Annotated in this window: 20 protein-coding genes; 16 read left to right on the forward strand and 4 right to left on the reverse strand. The window is 41.3% G+C overall.

Annotated features, from left to right (window positions below; all coding sequences use genetic code 11):
• Positions 1 to 48 precede the first annotated feature (48 nt).
• Positions 49 to 1,728 (reverse strand): ribonuclease J, encoded by a 1,680-nt coding sequence (locus HT729_RS01205; protein ID WP_050267082.1) that lies wholly within the window; start codon positions 1,726 to 1,728, stop codon positions 49 to 51.
• Position 1,729: 1 nt separating this feature from the next.
• Positions 1,730 to 1,963 carry a DNA-dependent RNA polymerase subunit epsilon gene (locus tag HT729_RS01210; RefSeq protein ID WP_000639571.1) on the reverse strand — a complete coding sequence of 78 codons (234 nt, stop codon included), beginning with the start codon at positions 1,961 to 1,963 and terminating at the stop codon, positions 1,730 to 1,732.
• 349 nt (positions 1,964 to 2,312) lie between these two features.
• Between HT729_RS01210 and HT729_RS11850 the strand changes: the two genes are divergently transcribed.
• Positions 2,313 to 2,864 carry a phospholipase A2 family protein gene (locus tag HT729_RS11850; RefSeq protein WP_240164408.1) on the forward strand — a complete coding sequence of 184 codons (552 nt, stop codon included), beginning with the start codon at positions 2,313 to 2,315 and terminating at the stop codon, positions 2,862 to 2,864.
• Between the two features lie 233 nt (positions 2,865 to 3,097).
• Positions 3,098 to 3,313, forward strand: coding sequence for a hypothetical protein (locus tag HT729_RS01220; RefSeq protein WP_000282478.1), 216 nt, complete (start codon positions 3,098 to 3,100; stop codon positions 3,311 to 3,313).
• Between the two features lie 323 nt (positions 3,314 to 3,636).
• On the opposite strand, the gene cibB is transcribed toward HT729_RS01220, so the two are convergent.
• Positions 3,637 to 3,789 carry a fratricide two-peptide bacteriocin subunit CibB gene (cibB, locus tag HT729_RS01225; RefSeq protein WP_000974044.1) on the reverse strand — a complete coding sequence of 51 codons (153 nt, stop codon included), beginning with the start codon at positions 3,787 to 3,789 and terminating at the stop codon, positions 3,637 to 3,639.
• 1 nt (position 3,790) lies between these two features.
• Entirely contained in the window at positions 3,791 to 3,976 is a 186-nt protein-coding gene (gene cibA, locus HT729_RS01230; RefSeq protein WP_000180841.1) for a fratricide two-peptide bacteriocin subunit CibA, read from the reverse strand.
• Between the two features lie 176 nt (positions 3,977 to 4,152).
• Between cibA and tsaB the strand changes: the two genes are divergently transcribed.
• The 14 genes from tsaB to HT729_RS01300 all read left to right on the forward strand — a co-directional run bounded on the left by tsaB (position 4,153) and on the right by HT729_RS01300 (position 16,278).
• Positions 4,153 to 4,836 carry a tRNA (adenosine(37)-N6)-threonylcarbamoyltransferase complex dimerization subunit type 1 TsaB gene (tsaB, locus tag HT729_RS01235; RefSeq protein ID WP_024057075.1) on the forward strand — a complete coding sequence of 228 codons (684 nt, stop codon included), beginning with the start codon at positions 4,153 to 4,155 and terminating at the stop codon, positions 4,834 to 4,836.
• Entirely contained in the window at positions 4,833 to 5,270 is a 438-nt protein-coding gene (rimI, locus tag HT729_RS01240; protein ID WP_172931572.1) for a ribosomal protein S18-alanine N-acetyltransferase, read from the forward strand. Before tsaB ends, rimI begins: the two co-directional genes overlap by 4 nt.
• Positions 5,260 to 6,270, forward strand: a complete 1,011-nt coding sequence (gene tsaD, locus HT729_RS01245; RefSeq protein ID WP_172931573.1) for a tRNA (adenosine(37)-N6)-threonylcarbamoyltransferase complex transferase subunit TsaD — start codon at positions 5,260 to 5,262, stop codon at positions 6,268 to 6,270. Before rimI ends, tsaD begins: the two co-directional genes overlap by 11 nt.
• A gap of 104 nt (positions 6,271 to 6,374) precedes the next feature.
• A complete protein-coding gene (locus tag HT729_RS01250) occupies positions 6,375 to 7,238 on the forward strand; it encodes an XRE/MutR family transcriptional regulator (RefSeq protein WP_172931574.1) in 864 nt (287 codons plus the stop codon).
• A gap of 289 nt (positions 7,239 to 7,527) precedes the next feature.
• Complete coding sequence (locus tag HT729_RS01255) at positions 7,528 to 7,725, forward strand: peptide pheromone VP1 (protein WP_000933471.1); 198 nt, start codon at positions 7,528 to 7,530, stop codon at positions 7,723 to 7,725.
• 67 nt (positions 7,726 to 7,792) lie between these two features.
• Positions 7,793 to 8,461 (forward strand): CPBP family intramembrane glutamic endopeptidase, encoded by a 669-nt coding sequence (locus HT729_RS01260; protein WP_050207623.1) that lies wholly within the window; start codon positions 7,793 to 7,795, stop codon positions 8,459 to 8,461.
• A gap of 148 nt (positions 8,462 to 8,609) precedes the next feature.
• A complete protein-coding gene (locus HT729_RS01265) occupies positions 8,610 to 9,836 on the forward strand; it encodes an MFS transporter (RefSeq protein WP_172931575.1) in 1,227 nt (408 codons plus the stop codon).
• A gap of 273 nt (positions 9,837 to 10,109) precedes the next feature.
• On the forward strand, positions 10,110 to 10,805 hold the full coding sequence (locus HT729_RS01270; RefSeq protein ID WP_172931576.1) for an AzlC family ABC transporter permease: 696 nt from the start codon (positions 10,110 to 10,112) through the stop codon (positions 10,803 to 10,805).
• On the forward strand, positions 10,795 to 11,118 hold the full coding sequence (locus HT729_RS01275; RefSeq protein ID WP_000253931.1) for an AzlD domain-containing protein: 324 nt from the start codon (positions 10,795 to 10,797) through the stop codon (positions 11,116 to 11,118). The genes HT729_RS01270 and HT729_RS01275 overlap by 11 nt, the downstream gene beginning before the upstream one ends.
• Positions 11,119 to 11,221: 103 nt before the next feature.
• Positions 11,222 to 12,052, forward strand: a complete 831-nt coding sequence (locus HT729_RS01280; RefSeq protein WP_000724933.1) for an amino acid ABC transporter substrate-binding protein — start codon at positions 11,222 to 11,224, stop codon at positions 12,050 to 12,052.
• A gap of 153 nt (positions 12,053 to 12,205) precedes the next feature.
• The gene (locus tag HT729_RS01285; RefSeq protein ID WP_172931577.1) at positions 12,206 to 13,060 is read left to right on the forward strand and encodes a MetQ/NlpA family ABC transporter substrate-binding protein; all 855 of its coding nucleotides are present in this window, start codon (positions 12,206 to 12,208) and stop codon (positions 13,058 to 13,060) included.
• Positions 13,061 to 13,156: 96 nt separating this feature from the next.
• Positions 13,157 to 14,530, forward strand: a complete 1,374-nt coding sequence (locus HT729_RS01290; protein ID WP_050142626.1) for a M20/M25/M40 family metallo-hydrolase — start codon at positions 13,157 to 13,159, stop codon at positions 14,528 to 14,530.
• Positions 14,523 to 15,584, forward strand: coding sequence for a methionine ABC transporter ATP-binding protein (locus HT729_RS01295; RefSeq protein ID WP_000085662.1), 1,062 nt, complete (start codon positions 14,523 to 14,525; stop codon positions 15,582 to 15,584). Before HT729_RS01290 ends, HT729_RS01295 begins: the two co-directional genes overlap by 8 nt.
• Position 15,585: 1 nt before the next feature.
• On the forward strand, positions 15,586 to 16,278 hold the full coding sequence (locus tag HT729_RS01300; protein ID WP_172931578.1) for a methionine ABC transporter permease: 693 nt from the start codon (positions 15,586 to 15,588) through the stop codon (positions 16,276 to 16,278).
• The last annotated feature ends 109 nt before the right edge of the window (positions 16,279 to 16,387 follow it).

Raw genomic sequence — 16,387 nt, forward strand, 5'->3', positions numbered from 1 at the left:
ATACGGCAAGGCGAAGCTGACGTGGTTTGAAGAGATTTTCGAAGAGTATTATTCTTCATCTGGTGTGAGGATCATCGGGATGATAATCGGTTCACGTTCGGTATTTTCATAGAGGAAGGGGCGAATAGCGTTGACAATGGCACCATTGACAGATTGAACGCTAGCATCCTTGTTTTTCAGTGCGATACGAATAGCATTGAAGAGGATACGCTGGCTTTGGCGAATCAAGTCTCCAGACTCTCTCATGTAGACAAAGCCTCGGCTGAGGATGTCTGGTCCAGACAGAATCATCTGCGATTTGAAGTCAACAGTTGCGACTGCCAGAACGACACCGTCTTCAGATAGATCACGACGGTCTTTGAGGACAGCTGCGCCGATTTCACCGATACGATTTCCATCGACATAGATGTCTTGGGCGTTGAAATGACCTGCGATACGAGCTGAGTCAGCAGTAAGGGCAAGCACATCACCATTGCTCATGATAAAGATATTGTCCTTCTCGACACCAGTATCCACCGCTAGTCCAGCGTGGACTTTTTGCATGCGGTATTCACCGTGGACAGGCATGAAGTATTTTGGCTTAATCAAGCGGAGCATGAGTTTTTGCTCTTGCTGGCCACCGTGTCCAGATGTATGGATATTGTTAACCTTACCGTGGATAACTTCGACACCAGCTTCAGAAATGATGTTAATGAGCTTGTTGACGCTAGTCGTATTTCCAGGGATTGGACTTGAAGAGAAGATAACCGTATCGCCGGGTTGGAGTTGCACCTGACGGTGGGTTCCGTTGGCGATACGAGAGAGGGCTGCCATAGGTTCACCCTGACTACCTGTACAGAGGATGAGAACTTCGCCTGCAGGGTAGTCTTTGATTTCATTTGGCTCGATAAAGGTTCCCTTAGGAGCTTTGATGTAGCCAAGCTCAATTCCGTTGACAATGGCCTTTTCCATAGAACGACCAAAGACAGCAATCTTGCGTCCAGTCTTAACAGCAGCTTCTGTTGCTTGCTGGAGACGGAAGATATTTGAGGCAAAGGATGCAAAGATGATACGTCCTTCAATGCCTTGGATAATCTTCATGATGGACTGGCCAACGACTTTTTCAGAGTTGGTAAAGGTTGGCACTTCTGCATTTGTCGAGTCAGATAGGAGACAGAGCACGCCGTCTTCACCAAGGGCAGCCATACGATGCAAGTCTGCAGGTTCTCCAACTGGAGTAAAGTCGAACTTGAAGTCGCCCGTACAAACGATTTTTCCTTGAGGAGTATGAATGACAATTCCCAAAGGCTCTGGAATGGAGTGAGTCGTTCTAAAGAAAGTTGCCTTGAGATTTTTAAAGGTCAACTCAGTATTATGGTTGATTTCGTAAAGTTTGGCGTTGCGTAAGAGGCCGTGTTCTTCGAGTTTCCCACGGATCAAAGCCAAGGCAAGCGGTCCAGCATAGATAGGGACATTTGCTTGCTTGAGCAGGAAAGGAATCCCACCGATGTGGTCCTCGTGTCCGTGTGTGATTAAGACAGCCTTGACGCGGTCGATATTGTCCACGATGTAAGAGTAGTCAGGAATGACATAGTCGATACCAAGCAAGTCATCTTCTGGGAATTTAATCCCAGCATCGACGATGATAATCTCGTCTTGGTATTCAATTCCGTATGTGTTTTTCCCGATTTCTCCCAGACCACCGATGGCAAAAACGCCAACTTCTTCAGGTTTAAGAGTATAGGCCATATTAGAACTCCGTAATTTCGAAGGCGCCAGTTTCTTTTTCGTAATCTAGCAATTTGTCAGACAAGAGTTCGATATACTCGATATTGTACTCTGGGCGATTTTCTTCGACAAGTTGGCGAGCAGCGATACGACCCTCAAGTTCTGAGTTGGCATCGATGTCTAGGTAAAGTGCGCGTGTTGTTTCACGACGTGGGCTACGTTCTTTTGTTTCTTGATAAAAAACTTTGTAAATCATATAGTTCCTTTCTATTTACAGGTCAGCTTATTCCAAACTTTTAGCATAGATTTGCTTGATTTCATTCCATTTTGTGTCTAGATTGACCTTGATTCGTTACAATTATTTCAATTATACCACAAAATGAAAAATTAGTAAAAGACGGGAACGAGAAAGTCAGGGGACGATTTCTTTAGTAAGCGCTTGCAATTTCAAAAAGTATGTGCTATAATAATAGAAAGAAATAGTCTAAGCTGGAAAGGAAATAATTCGGAAACTATATTGTTTAGTGCTATTGCTATTATGTTTAACTTTATAGATACTATTGATGTATTTGATAGTATGAGCTCAATAGAGAAAGGATTCTGCGATGAAACATAAGTTTAGTTTTATTTTGATTGTTTTGGCTTTTTTCACCACAACTTTATTTGCTATTTATAGTTCTGCTTCAGCACTAGAGTCTAATCACAGAGTAGAATATTCTTGGTTATCTGAATTGGATAAAGTTACCGAATTGAATGAACATGGTTTCCCTGTAGTTAGATTAGATAAAGCAGAGGAGCTTGGTTTAGATAATGAAGCTTTGGAGGTAGGGCGTGTTTTAAACGAAATCGTAACGGATATAGAGACTAACGGAGAGTCAACTGCTTTGGCTAGAATGGATCGCTCTCTTTTTTCTATAGGCTCTTATGGTAATTATTGTGGTTATGGAAATAATGGATATTCTATTCCAGCTATTGATGATTTAGATATGGCTTGTTTCTATCATGATAAGTGTTTTAAGGGATTTTTAGCAGATAATAGAAGTTGCAATGCCGCATTCCTAATAAGATTATCTCCTATTGTAGCAAATAATGCTTGGAATACAACTAAAGGAGCATATGCAAGAGCAGCTGTGGCTCTATTTTCTAGATTCGTATAAGACTAAGTTTTTGTAAAATATGAGTTGTTACGTAAAAGTGTTGATATGAATATTGGTGTCTATGAACAGAATCTTATTTTATAAGTTTTAACTTATCTTTTAAGGTTTCTGTTTATAGGCGCTTGTAGATGTGTTTATGTCTTTAAAAAATATATTTGCGATATTAAAAATGGATACTTATGCAATATTTCACTTTACTTATTAAGATAATTTTAAACTAAGGAGGTTGCCCTATGTATAACTTATTTGCTTTTGCTATCGGAGCTCGCTTGGTAGCTTTTATTGTTTTTGTTGCTTGCGTTTATGCGGGGAATCTTCTATTTGCCAAACTGGAACGACGACAAACCAAGTTCTTGTGGAAAATTACCTTTGTGACTCTCTACTCGCTTTTTCTCCTCCTCGTAACCTATGTCGTTTGGTTTGTATTTTACTTTGGATTAAATGCTTAGATGCCCTGCTTATGCTAGGGCATTTTTGTTTGGGAATATAGAGATAGTAGATTTACGACAGGAAAATTCCACCCCATCTATCAAGATGAGGTGGTCTTTGCATTTTTCAAAAATGACATGACAATGGAATTTTCAGGGCTTATTATTTTTATGGGAGTCATTGTTCTGCTCAAAAATAGAGTTGAAGCATAAAAATAAAACAATACAAACAGATAAATCGAATGGTAAAGGGATAGTAGTAATGTTTAAATCATTGAGAATGCTGAGCAAACTGTAAGAGATGAAGACAATAAAATTTATCCTTCTAAAAATGTGTTTCTTATCTAGCATGACTTACCAAACTTTTTACGGAGGTCTTTTCCAATGGTATAACCTGCCATAAATAAAGCGATACCAACACCTACACCAAAGCCACCCTTTATTTCTTGCAATTCCTTATTAGAAATTTCACAATAGTTGTTCAAATCTTTCATCATATTAATCTCCTCCTAAAAAATAACCAGCTGCCAAACCAGAACCTATAAGTGCTGTTCCACCTGCAATAGCTTTCCAAGATACTGCTACTCCAAAGATAACCAAGGGAGCGAGACCGCCATCAATATCTGATAATTCATTTTCAGATAAGGATAAAAATTGATTGTCAAGAACGTCAAAATTTGTCATTGAACTTTCCTCCTTTTTTCTTGTTCACTTTTATATTCGTAAAAGAAAAGGAAAAGTGAACATTTTTTTAAATTATTTTTAGTTAAGTGAGGGCACTCTTGTTTGGGGCAAAGAAAATTCCCATGTGCCAGCTTTTGTAGTATAATAGTAAGCAGACAAAAAGATAGGAATGTGTTATGAAAGTATTAGCTTTTGATACGTCCAGCAAGGCTCTTTCTCTCGCTATTTTAGAGGATAAGCAGGTTCTTGCCGAGACAACGATTAATATCAAGAAAAATCACAGTATTACCCTTATGCCTGCCATCGATTTTTTGATGGAGAGTTTGGACTGGACGCCCAAGGATTTGGATCGAATCGTGGTGGCTGAAGGGCCAGGTAGCTACACAGGCTTGCGAATTGCGGTAGCAACTGCCAAAACCTTAGCTCACACTCTAAACATCGAGTTGGTTGGTATGTCGAGTCTCTTGGCTCTGGTGCCATACCAACAAGAAGGTCTGTTCGTTCCTTTGATGGATGCGCGTCGCAACAATGTTTATGCAGGATTTTATGAAAATGCCAAACCTGTCATGCCAGAAGCGCACCTGCCCTTTGAGCGAGTGATTGAGTTAATCAAGGGGGCTAGTCAGGTAACCTTTGTCGGAGAAGTTGGTCCCTTTGTTGAGCAGATTCAAGAACACTTGCCAAGGACTAATTTCAAAGAAACCTTGCCTAATGCAGCCAATCTAGCTCTTTTGGCTTGGGACAAGGAAGCAGACTCCTTGCACGACTTTGTGCCTAACTACCTCAAACGTGTCGAGGCTGAGGAGAACTGGCTCAAGAACCACACCGAGTCTGGTGAGTCTTACATTAAACGCCTATGATAGAAATTAAACGAATCCAACAGCAGCCTGACTTGGCTCAAACCATCTACGCTGTTATGATAGCTGTTTACCCAGTCAGTTCGTGGACGCTGGAACAAATCCAAGCAGACCTGTCCCAAGACCAGACTTGGTATGCTCTAGCTTATGATGGGACAGAAGTGATTGGCTTTCTAGCTGTGCAAGAGAATCTTTTTGAGGCAGAAGTCTTGCAAATCGCTGTTAAAGGAGACTATCAGGGTCAGGGAATTGCGTCAGCCTTGTTTGCTCAATTGCCGACAGATAAGGAGATTTTCCTCGAAGTCAGACAGTCAAATCAACGAGCGCAAGCATTTTACAAGAAAGAAAAGATGGCAGTTATCGCTGAGCGAAAGGCCTACTACCATGACCCAGTCGAGGACGCCATTATCATGAAGAGAGAAATAGATGAAGGATAGATATATTTTAGCATTTGAGACATCCTGTGATGAGACCAGTGTCGCCGTCTTGAAAAACGGCGATGAGCTCTTGTCCAATGTCATTGCTAGTCAAATTGAGAGTCACAAACGTTTTGGGGGCGTAGTGCCTGAAGTAGCCAGTCGTCACCATGTCGAGGTCATTACAGCCTGTATCGAGGAGGCTCTGGCAGAAGCAGGGATTACCGAAGACGATGTGACAGCTGTGGCTGTTACCTATGGACCAGGCTTGGTCGGAGCCTTACTAGTTGGCTTGTCAGCTGCTAAGGCCTTTGCTTGGGCACATGGACTTCCACTTATCCCTGTTAACCACATGGCTGGTCACCTCATGGCAGCTCAAAATGTAGAGCCTTTGGAGTTTCCCTTGCTAGCCCTCTTGGTTAGCGGTGGACACACAGAGTTGGTTTATGTTTCGGAGGCTGGTGACTACAAGATTGTTGGGGAAACGCGAGATGACGCGGTTGGCGAGGCCTATGATAAGGTTGGCCGTGTCATGGGCTTGACCTATCCTGCCGGTCGCGAGATTGACGAGCTAGCCCATCAGGGGCAGGATATTTATGACTTTCCTCGTGCCATGATTAAGGAAGATAATCTGGAGTTTTCATTCTCTGGTTTGAAATCTGCCTTTATCAATCTTCGCCACAATGCTGAGCAAAAGGGAGAAAGTCTGTCTACAGAGGATTTGTGTGCTTCCTTCCAAGCAGCTGTACTGGATATTCTCATGACTAAAACCAAGAAGGCTTTGGAGAAATACCCTGTTAAAACCCTTGTCGTGGCAGGTGGTGTGGCAGCCAATAAAGGTCTCAGAGAACGCCTAGCAACTGAAATCACAGATGTCAAGGTTATCATTCCACCTCTGCGCCTCTGCGGAGACAATGCAGGTATGATTGCCTATGCCAGTGTCAGCGAGTGGAACAAAGAAAACTTTGCAAACTTGGACCTCAATGCCAAACCAAGCCTCGCTTTTGATACCATAGAATAAAGAGTCAGCTTAAGGCTGGCTTTTTTATTTTTTCTAACTATCAGAATATTTTGACAAATGAATACAAATAATGATATAATATGCAAAAGCTAGGAGGTGGTAGGATGATTGAAAAAATGGAATTGGGGGAATTTTACAAGGAACTGCGCCTGGCTAGAAAGCTCAAGCAGTCAGATGTGGCTTGTGCTGGACTAACAGCTTCTCAGCTATCCAAGTTTGAACTAGGGCAGTCTATGCTATCTGCAGATAAGTTGATCCTAGCCATCCAAGGTATAAATGTGACCTTTGATGAGTTTGGGCACAAGCTCAACAACTATCAAGAATCTCCACATATGCGAATCGGTCGAAAGGTTGTGGATCGCTTTGCCCACCAAGATATCGCTGGCTTAGAGCAACTATTGGAGAAAATCAAGCAAGAACAGATGGCAGAGACCTATCGTCGTTTGAATGCTATTGTAATCAAAGATGCCATCCACTCACTAGATAAAAGCTACCCACTAGCAGAGGAGGATAGCGAGTTTTTAACTACCTACCTCTACGCTATTGAGTCTTGGACCTGGTTTGAACTCTATCTCTTTTGCAATACCATGCCCTTCTTGAGCAATCAAGATTTGATATTTTTATCAACCTCTTTGCTTGAAAAATCTAAAGAATTTAAAGAGTTAGTACACAATCGATTGTATATGAAGCAAGGACTCTTAAATATCTTATCAGAGCTCATGGAGCGTAAACTTTTCTCCTACATCCCAATCTTCGAAGCCGAGTTGGAGAGCATGTTGCGTCCGTACGATGTTTTTGAGAAAGTATCGTGGCAATTTTTAAAGAAAATGAGTATTTTTCTTCAAACCAAGGGAAGCAACCAAAAAGAGATTGAAAATTTTATCCAATCTCTGCAAGTATTAGAAAATCCACAATTGACAGCCCTTTTTGAATTGCGTTTGCAGCAATACAAAGAGCTTATCGATTAGTTAAAAACGGGATGACAATAACCCACTCCGAAATAAGCAGGAGTATCAGTTGTATTTTTCTTTTCTTCATCATTATATCCCTCCTTGTTAGTAATAACTTTATTATACCAGAGAAGTAATCAAATTCACCAAAATCGCAAATCTGAAATTTCTATAAGAGAAAATATCAAATATGCGATTTTCTAAAATAAGCCAATTTCCGTGTTATACTGTCCTTGTAAAGCACTTGAAGCAAATCCTAGGTCGCAGAAGTGGTTTACAAATGAAGATAATTGAAGGAGTGTAAAAGATGTTAAATTTACAATTTGCAGAAACAATGGAATTGACAGAAGCTGAGTTGGAGACAGTTTATGGAGGGGAACTTGGGTATAATGCCGTTATCCCAGGTGGTAGTTGGGGAGGTTTAGGAACGTCTTGGTCAATCACTAATTTCTGGGAGAAATATTTTAACCATGATTCTTCCACTGTTAATCGTCGCCATTATTGATATTCAAAGTCCTTGCCTTTTTCTTGGGTAGGGGCTGTCTTTATTTCATAGTATAGGAGAAAATAAAATGGGAAAGATAACTTCAAGATACTACTTTTTTATAGCGATTCTACTCGTCCTTGCTTATCAGTACCTTAGTGGTCTGGTTTTATCTAGCGACTTTGCTCTTGTTCTATCTGACTTTGGTTATTATCTGTCGGATATGATGTTGCATTTTCTTGTCGTTTTTATTGCTTTTTTTGCTATGGTTAAGTCAGGCAAATGGCAGAAAATCAAGAGTAGAAAGTTTAAAGGATCCTATCTTTTCTATTCCTTCCTAGCTCTGCTTGCTTTTGTTGTTTGGAATTTCGTCACCTTTTTTCTTTTCCCTCCTACCAAAAATGAAATTGCTTATCAACTGGATGTTCCTACTTTTACAGGAGCTACAGCATTTTTGATGTATTTTTTCTATCCTGTTATAGCAGGTCCCATTTTTGAAGACATGATTTATCGTGGATTAGTGATGACTGCTCTGGAAAAAGGGAAGAAATGGGGATTGGATGTACTTGGATCAGCTATATTATTTGGAATTTTGCACATTAGTAGTCATGGTTGGGTCTTGACAGACTTTTTCGTCTATATGGGTGGCGGTCTCATATTTGCAGTCTTGTTTAGAGTAACCAAGTCCATTTATTGGCCTATTGGACTGCACATAGTCTACAATGGTATTGGTCAGATTTTGATGTTATTGCACTAGGATCTGGTTAGTAGCTAAAGACATGATGAGGTGTGCAGTGAAAAAGGCTGTGTAGGCTATCTATATGATATGGGATAGACTGGGCATACAGGATTTATTAGGATGTTTTGGAATAAAAATTCTAACTGGAATTTAAAAGGGAGTTGCGATGAAAGTATTTCTTCAAAATAGAGATTTTAGGCAATTAACCATCAACCAGTGGATTTCAACACTTGGGGATACGATTTTTTATCTGGCCTTCCTGAATTATGTGGCAGATGCCTCTTTTGCCCCTTTGGCGATTTTACTTATCACGATTTCAGAAACCCTGCCCCAAGTTCTACAAATCTTTCTGGGAGTTTTGGCGGATTTTCAACATCATCGTGTCCTAAAATATACAATTATTAGTTTTGCAAAATTTTTGCTTTACTCTATAGTGTCTTTATCACTTTCAGGGCAGTCTTTCTCCTTGTTGCTAGTAGCATTTATTTGTCTGATTAACCTCTTGTCTGACACATTGAGTTATTTTTCAGGCGCCATGCTCACTCCGATTTTCATTAGAATTATTGGGCAAGATCATCTGGCAGAAGCTATTGGATTTAAACAATCAACTGTTAGTTTAGTGAAAACAATCAGTAATATTCTAGGAGGAGTCTTACTAGGTATTCTATCCATCCAGTTTATTTCCTTACTGAACGCTCTTACCTTTTTAATCGCATTTTTAGGTATCCTATTCATAAAAACTGACCTCTTGAAAGTAGAAAAAACGATTAGCTATCAAGAAGGACTCTCTGTAAAATCCTTTTGCCAGCATTTGCTCCAATCATCGAAATTGATATGGAATATGAATAAGGTGCTCTTGGTTTTGTTTATTATTTCTATTAGTCAAGCAGTGATAAATGTTACAGTTCCTGTTTCTACTCTATTTTTGAGGAATCAACCCTTTTTGAATTTACAAACAGGTCAATCTCTTGCCTTGCTATCCACTTTTGAACTGTCAGCCCTGATTGTCGGAAGCCTTGTAAGTGGCTATCTGAAAAATATGATTTCTATAAAAACAGCTCTCTATGCCTCACTCGTCATCCAGTTGCTTCTTCTAGTAGGATTTGCCACAGTTCGTTTTGACTGGATTCTCATCTTTAGTACCTTGGATGCCTTTTTCGCAGGTGTTCTCTCTCCTAGATTGCAAGAACTCGTCTTTAAACAAATACCTGAGGAGTCAATGGGAGCAGTTCAATCTTCTATCGGTGCCATTACGGTTGTTTTACCTAGCTTATTTACAATAGCTTTGGTAACCATTGCTACTAGCTTTGGAACTCTGGCAGTTAGCTTTGTTTTATTGCTATTTCTTCTAGTTGCCTTTGTCATGCTTCTGAATCTTCGTGAAAGTATTTAGTGAAGAATTTCTATAATTTATGTTTGAGACTGGACTGCCAGTCTTTTTATGATAGCTACAATCAACAGACTTTTTTCTCTTTCCTGAATGTGTTATAATAGTCCATGCTGTGGCTGGATTCTTATCAGCCTACTTATACTCTTCGAAAATCTCTTCAAACCGCGTCAGCTCCTATCTGCAACCTCAAAACAATGTTTTGAGCAACCTGCGGCTAGCTTCCTAGTTTGATCTTTGATTTTCATTGAGTATTATTAAGACAATACGAGGAGAAAGATGAAAGAAAAAGGATTTTGGGAGGGAGCGCAGGCAGCTATGCCAACGGCCCTTGGATATGTTAGTATCGGACTGGCCTGTGGGATTATCGGTGCGCCCTATATGACACCTGTTGAGATGGGCTTGATGAGCCTCTTTGTTTATGCTGGGAGCGCCCAGTTTGCCATGTTGGCACTAATTGCGGTTCAAGCACCTGTGGCAGCTATTGCTATGACGGTTTTTTTGATCAATTTGCGTCTCTTTTTGTTGAGTTTGCATGCGTCAACCTATTTCCGTCATACTAGTCTCTGGCACAATATCGGTATGTCTAGTATCTTGACAGATGAGACCTATGGCGTCTTGATGGGCGAATTAGCCCATACAGACAAGGTTAATCCTATGTGGATGCACGGAAATAATCTCAACAGCTATGTGGCTTGGTTTGTGGGAACAGTAGTCGGAACGGCTCTAGGTGGTCTGTTACCAAATCCAGAAATCTTTGGTTTAGATTTTGCCCTAGTTGGGATGTTTATCGGTATTTTTGCTTCGCAATTCCAGATTATGCAAAGACGGATTCCTGTCCGTAATCTGCTCATTATCTTAGCAGTTGTTGCGGTGTCCTTCTTTTTACTTTTGACAGTGGTGTCTCAGTCGCTAGCTGTTCTCTTTGCGACGCTACTTGGTTGTACAATGGGGGTGGTGTTAGATGGTCAGTAAGTATCTTTTATTAGCGGTTATTTTCTCTGGTCTTGTGACCTGGATTCCCCGTATGATTCCCTTCATCTTGGTCAAGTATAAGGGCTTGCCTGCGATCGTTGAGCGTTTTTTGAAGTTCTTGCCCGTTTCTATTATCTTTGCCTTGATTCTTTCAAGCGTAGTGACAGGTAAGGTTGGTAACTTACCTCAAATCAAATGGCTAGATTTCTTAGCCGTCTTTCCAACAGCTTGGGTAGCCTTTCGCTACCGCAATCTAGTCGGAACAGTTCTCTTTGGAGTGGTCTTGATTGCCGTCTTGCGTTTGATCTTTTAAATTAGCTATAAAGAAAACTTATCACAGAGATAGATATCATATAATGGCGTAAATGCTCTTTTTCTGTTAAGATTATAAGGTATTCTATTTTGGAGGAAATGACATGAAAAAAATTGTTAAATACTCATCTCTTGCGGCCCTTGCTCTTGTTGCTGCAGGTGTGTTAGCAGCTTGCTCAGGTGGTGCTAAGAAAGAAGGAGAAGCGACTAGCAAGAAAGAAATCATCGTTGCAACCAATGGCTCGCCAAAACCATTTATCTATGAAGAAAATGGCGAATTGACTGGTTACGAGATTGAAGTCGTTCGCGCTATCTTTAAAGACTCTGACAAGTATGATGTCAAATTTGAAAAGACAGAATGGTCAGGTGTATTTGCTGGTCTTGACGCTGACCGTTACAATATGGCTGTCAACAATCTTAGCTACACTAAGGAACGTGCGGAGAAATACCTCTATGCCGCACCAATTGCCCAAAACCCTAATGTCCTTGTAGTGAAGAAAGATGACTCTAGTATCAAGTCTCTCGCTGATATCGGTGGAAAATCGACGGAAGTCGTTCAAGCCACTACATCAGCTAAGCAGTTAGAAGCATACAACGCTGAACACCCGGACAACCCAACTATCCTTAACTATACTAAGGCAGACTTCCAACAAATCATGGTACGTTTGAGCGATGGCCAATTTGACTATAAGATTTTTGATAAAATCGGTGTTGAAACAGTGATCAAGAACCAAGGTTTGGATAACTTGAAAGTCATTGAACTTCCAAGCGACCAACAACCTTACGTTTACCCACTTCTTGCTCAGGGTCAAGATGAGTTGAAATCATTTGTAGACAAACGCATTAAAGAACTCTACAAAGATGGAACGCTTGAAAAATTGTCTAAACAATTCTTCGGAGACACTTACCTACCGGCAGAAGCTGATATTAAATAATTTCTTGAAATCATCCATTCTGAATAAGATGGGTGATTTCTCAGTTCTTAGATATATAGTTTTAAACTATATATCTGACTATCTAATAACAATTTGTGAAATAAAACAAAGTATGAGATACTAGTACGGTATTATTTTTAAGGAGAAAGAATCATGAAAATCAAAAAATGGCTTGGCCTAGCAGCCCTTGCTACAGTCGCAGGTTTGGCTCTTGTAGCTTGCGGAAACTCAGAAAAGAAAGCAGACAATGCAACAACTATCAAAATCGCAACTGTTAACCGTAGCGGTTCTGAAGAAAAACGTTGGGACAAAATCCAAGAATTGGTTAAAAAAGACGGTATCACTTTGGAATTTACAGAGTTCACAGACTACTCACAACCAAACAAGGCAACTGCTGATGGCGAAGTAGACTTGAACGCTTTCCAACACTACAACTTCTTGAACAACTGGAACAAAGAAAACGGAAAAGACCTTGTAGCGATTGCTGATACTTACATCTCTCCAATCCGCCTTTACTCAGGTTTGAATGGAAGTGACAACAAGTACACTAAAGTAGAAGACATCCCAGCAAACGGAGAAATCGCTGTACCGAACGATGCTACAAACGAAAGCCGTGCGCTTTACTTGCTTCAATCAGCTGGCTTGATTAAATTGGACGTTTCAGGAACTGCTCTTGCAACAGTTGCTAATATCAAAGAAAATCCAAAGAACTTGAAAATCACTGAATTGGACGCTAGCCAAACAGCTCGTTCATTGTCATCAGTTGACGCTGCCGTTGTAAACAATACCTTCGTTACAGAAGCAAAATTGGACTACAAGAAAGCACTTTTCAAAGAACAAGCTGATGAAAATTCAAAACAATGGTACAACATCATCGTTGCGAAAAAAGATTGGGAAACATCACCAAAAGCTGATGCTATCAAGAAAGTGATCGCAGCTTACCATACAGATGAAGTGAAAAAAGTTATCGAAGAAACATCAGACGGTTTGGATCAACCAGTTTGGTAATAAGAAACAGGGAGGTGGGAGAGAGAATTCCACCTCTTGCTTTTGTATAGAGCATGGATTGTCAGGAAGAGTAGTTCATAGAAAGGTAGAGAGAATATGGTTTTTCCTAGTGAACAAGAACAGATTGAAAAATTTGAAAAAGATCATGTAGCCCAGCATTATTTTGAGGTTTTGCGTACCTTGATTTCTAAGAAGTCGGTCTTTGCCCAGCAGGTTGGACTTAAGGAAGTCGCAAACTATCTGGGTGAGATTTTCAAGCGTGTGGGGGCTGAAGTGGAGATTGATGAGACTTACACGGCGCCTTTTGTCATGGCGCATTTCAAGAGTTCACGTCCAGATGCCAAGACCCTGATTTTCTATAACCACTATGACACTGTGCCAGCGGACGGAGATCAGGTCTGGACAGAGGATCCCTTTACGCTTTCGGTGCGCAATGGTTTCATGTATGGACGTGGGGTTGATGACGACAAGGGTCATATCACAGCTCGTTTGAGTGCTTTGAGAAAATATATGCAGCACCATGATGATTTGCCTGTCAATATCAGCTTTATCATGGAGGGTGCGGAGGAATCGGCCTCGACAGACCTAGATAAGTATCTGGAAAAACATGCGGATAAACTCCGTGGTGCGGATTTATTGGTCTGGGAACAAGGGACCAAAAATGCCTTGGAACAGCTAGAAATTTCTGGTGGAAATAAGGGGATTGTGACCTTTGATGCCAAGGTGAAAAGCGCTGATGTCGATATCCACTCGAGTTATGGTGGGGTTGTGGAATCAGCTCCCTGGTATCTCCTTCAAGCCTTACAGTCTCTTCGCGCTGCAGATGGCCGTATCTTGGTTGAAGGCTTGTACGAAGAAGTACAAGAGCCAAATGAACGAGAAATGGCCTTGCTAGAAACTTATGGTCAACGAAACCCAGAGGAAGTCAGTCGGATTTATGGATTGGAGTTGCCTCTCTTACAGGAGGAGCGGATGGCCTTTCTAAAACGTTTCTTTTTCGAGCCAGCGCTTAATATCGAAGGGATTCAGTCAGGTTATCAAGGACTAGGAGTCAAAACGATTTTGCCTGCAGAAGCCAGTGCCAAGCTAGAGGTTCGTCTGGTTCCGGGCTTAGAACCGCATGATGTTCTGGAAAAAATTCGGAAACAGCTAGACAAAAATGGCTTTGATAGGGTAGAATTATACTATACCTTGGGAGAGATGAGCTATCGAAGCGATATGAGCGCGCCAGCCATTCTCAATGTGATCGAGTTGGCCAAGAAATTCTATCCACAGGGCGTTTCAGTCTTGCCGACTACGGCAGGTACTGGGCCTATGCATACGGTCTTTGATGCCCTAGAGGTGCCAATGGTGGCCTTCGGTCTAGGAAATGCCAATAGCCGAGACCACGGTGGAGATGAAAATGTGCGAATCGCCGATTACTACACCCATATTGAATTAGTAGAGGAGCTGATTAGAAGCTATGAGTAGAGATATTATCAAGTTAGATCAGATCGATGTGACTTTTCACCAAAAGAAGAGAACCATCACAGCGGTCAAGGATGTGACCATTCACATCCAAGAAGGGGATATCTACGGAATCGTTGGATATTCTGGAGCAGGGAAATCAACCCTTGTACGGGTAATTAACCTCTTGCAAAAACCATCTGCAGGCAAAATTACCATTGACGACGATGTGATTTTTGATGGTAAGGTGACCTTGACGGCAGAGCAGTTACGTCGTAAACGTCAGGATATTGGGATGATTTTCCAGCATTTCAATCTGATGAGCCAGAAGACTGCAGAGGAGAATGTAGCCTTTGCCCTCAAACACTCTGGACTCAGCAAGGAAGAAAAGAAGGCTAAAGTAGCTAAGTTGTTGGACTTGGTTGGCTTGGCAGACCGTGCTGAAAATTACCCTTCACAGCTATCTGGAGGGCAAAAACAGCGTGTGGCCATTGCGCGTGCCTTGGCAAATGATCCGAAAATTTTGATTTCAGATGAGTCAACGTCTGCCCTTGACCCTAAGACAACCAAGCAGATTTTGGCCTTGTTGCAAGATTTGAACCAAAAATTAGGCTTAACTGTTGTCTTAATTACGCATGAAATGCAGATCGTCAAAGATATTGCCAACCGTGTGGCAGTTATGCAGGATGGACATTTGATTGAAGAGGGCAGTGTCCTTGAAATCTTCTCAGACCCTAAACAACCTTTGACTCAAGACTTTATCTCAACAGCTACAGGTATTGACGAAGCCATGGTCAAAATCGAGAAGCAAGAAATCGTGGAACACTTGTCTGAAAACAGTATCTTGGTTCAACTCAAGTACGCAGGGGCTTCAACAGACGAGCCACTTTTGAATGAATTGTACAAGCACTACCAAGTAACGGCTAATATCCTCTATGGAAATATCGAAATTCTCGATGGTACTCCTGTTGGAGAATTGGTGGTGGTCTTGTCAGGTGAAAAAGCAGCCTTGGCAGGTGCCCAAGAAGCCATTCGTCAAGCAGGCGTACAACTAAAAGTATTGAAGGGAGGACAGTAAGATGGAATCATTGATTCAAACCTATTTGCCAAATGTCTATAAAATGGGCTGGGCTGGTCAAGCAGGCTGGGGAACAGCCATCTATCTAACTCTTTATATGACAGCTCTTTCTTTCATCATCGGAGGGTTCTTGGGACTGGTGGCAGGTCTTTTCCTTGTCTTGACAGCGCCGGGTGGTGTTTTGGAAAATAAAGTTGTTTTTTGGATTTTGGATAAGATTACCTCAATTTTTCGTGCGATTCCCTTTATCATCCTCTTGGCAGTCTTGTCACCCTTCTCTCATCTAATCGTAGGAACAAGCATTGGTCCAAATGCGGCTATCGTACCCCTATCTTTTGCAGTCTTTGCCTTCTTTGCCCGTCAGGTGCAGGTTGTCTTGGCTGAATTGGATGGCGGTGTCATTGAGGCAGCTCAAGCGAGCGGAGCGACATTCTGGGATATCGTGGGTGTTTACCTATCAGAAGGTCTTCCAGATTTGATTCGTGTGACGACTGTGACCTTGATTTCCCTTGTTGGGGAAACAGCTATGGCGGGGGCAGTTGGAGCTGGTGGTATTGGTAACGTAGCCATCGCTTATGGATTTAACCGCTACAATCACGATGTGACTATCTTGGCAACCATCATTATCATTTTGATTATCTTTGCAATCCAATTCTTGGGAGACTTCTTGACTAAGAAATTGAGCCATAAATAAAAAAGAGTTAGGCAATCTGTACATCATTCATAGGAGTTGTCGTTATAGTCAAGACTTAAAATTCTCTGTACTAGCTACTATCGATTGTTACTTTTATGAGTAAGAGAGT

This window comes from Streptococcus sp. 79 (genome assembly GCF_013277425.1).
Lineage (GTDB): Bacteria > Bacillota > Bacilli > Lactobacillales > Streptococcaceae > Streptococcus > Streptococcus pseudopneumoniae.

Bases quoted from the DNA above. Each gene is read 5' to 3' on its own strand.
- HT729_RS01280 (WP_000724933.1), top strand. From the start codon at position 11,222: ATGAAAAAAATTGTTAAATACTCATCTCTTGCGGCCCTTGCTCTTGTT.
- cibB (WP_000974044.1), bottom strand. From the start codon at position 3,789: ATGATGAAAGATTTGAACAACTATTGTGAAATTTCTAATAAGGAATTG.
- HT729_RS01250 (WP_172931574.1), top strand. From the start codon at position 6,375: ATGATTGAAAAAATGGAATTGGGGGAATTTTACAAGGAACTGCGCCTG.
- HT729_RS01295 (WP_000085662.1), top strand. From the start codon at position 14,523: ATGAGTAGAGATATTATCAAGTTAGATCAGATCGATGTGACTTTTCAC.
- HT729_RS01290 (WP_050142626.1), top strand. From the start codon at position 13,157: ATGGTTTTTCCTAGTGAACAAGAACAGATTGAAAAATTTGAAAAAGAT.
- HT729_RS01270 (WP_172931576.1), top strand. From the start codon at position 10,110: ATGAAAGAAAAAGGATTTTGGGAGGGAGCGCAGGCAGCTATGCCAACG.
- rimI (WP_172931572.1), top strand. From the start codon at position 4,833: ATGATAGAAATTAAACGAATCCAACAGCAGCCTGACTTGGCTCAAACC.
- cibA (WP_000180841.1), bottom strand. From the start codon at position 3,976: ATGACAAATTTTGACGTTCTTGACAATCAATTTTTATCCTTATCTGAA.
- HT729_RS01210 (WP_000639571.1), bottom strand. From the start codon at position 1,963: ATGATTTACAAAGTTTTTTATCAAGAAACAAAAGAACGTAGCCCACGT.
- HT729_RS01260 (WP_050207623.1), top strand. From the start codon at position 7,793: ATGGGAAAGATAACTTCAAGATACTACTTTTTTATAGCGATTCTACTC.
- HT729_RS01255 (WP_000933471.1), top strand. From the start codon at position 7,528: ATGTTAAATTTACAATTTGCAGAAACAATGGAATTGACAGAAGCTGAG.
- HT729_RS01300 (WP_172931578.1), top strand. From the start codon at position 15,586: ATGGAATCATTGATTCAAACCTATTTGCCAAATGTCTATAAAATGGGC.
- HT729_RS01285 (WP_172931577.1), top strand. From the start codon at position 12,206: ATGAAAATCAAAAAATGGCTTGGCCTAGCAGCCCTTGCTACAGTCGCA.
- HT729_RS01220 (WP_000282478.1), top strand. From the start codon at position 3,098: ATGTATAACTTATTTGCTTTTGCTATCGGAGCTCGCTTGGTAGCTTTT.
- tsaD (WP_172931573.1), top strand. From the start codon at position 5,260: ATGAAGGATAGATATATTTTAGCATTTGAGACATCCTGTGATGAGACC.
- HT729_RS01205 (WP_050267082.1), bottom strand. From the start codon at position 1,728: ATGGCCTATACTCTTAAACCTGAAGAAGTTGGCGTTTTTGCCATCGGT.
- HT729_RS11850 (WP_240164408.1), top strand. From the start codon at position 2,313: ATGAAACATAAGTTTAGTTTTATTTTGATTGTTTTGGCTTTTTTCACC.
- HT729_RS01275 (WP_000253931.1), top strand. From the start codon at position 10,795: ATGGTCAGTAAGTATCTTTTATTAGCGGTTATTTTCTCTGGTCTTGTG.
- tsaB (WP_024057075.1), top strand. From the start codon at position 4,153: ATGAAAGTATTAGCTTTTGATACGTCCAGCAAGGCTCTTTCTCTCGCT.
- HT729_RS01265 (WP_172931575.1), top strand. From the start codon at position 8,610: ATGAAAGTATTTCTTCAAAATAGAGATTTTAGGCAATTAACCATCAAC.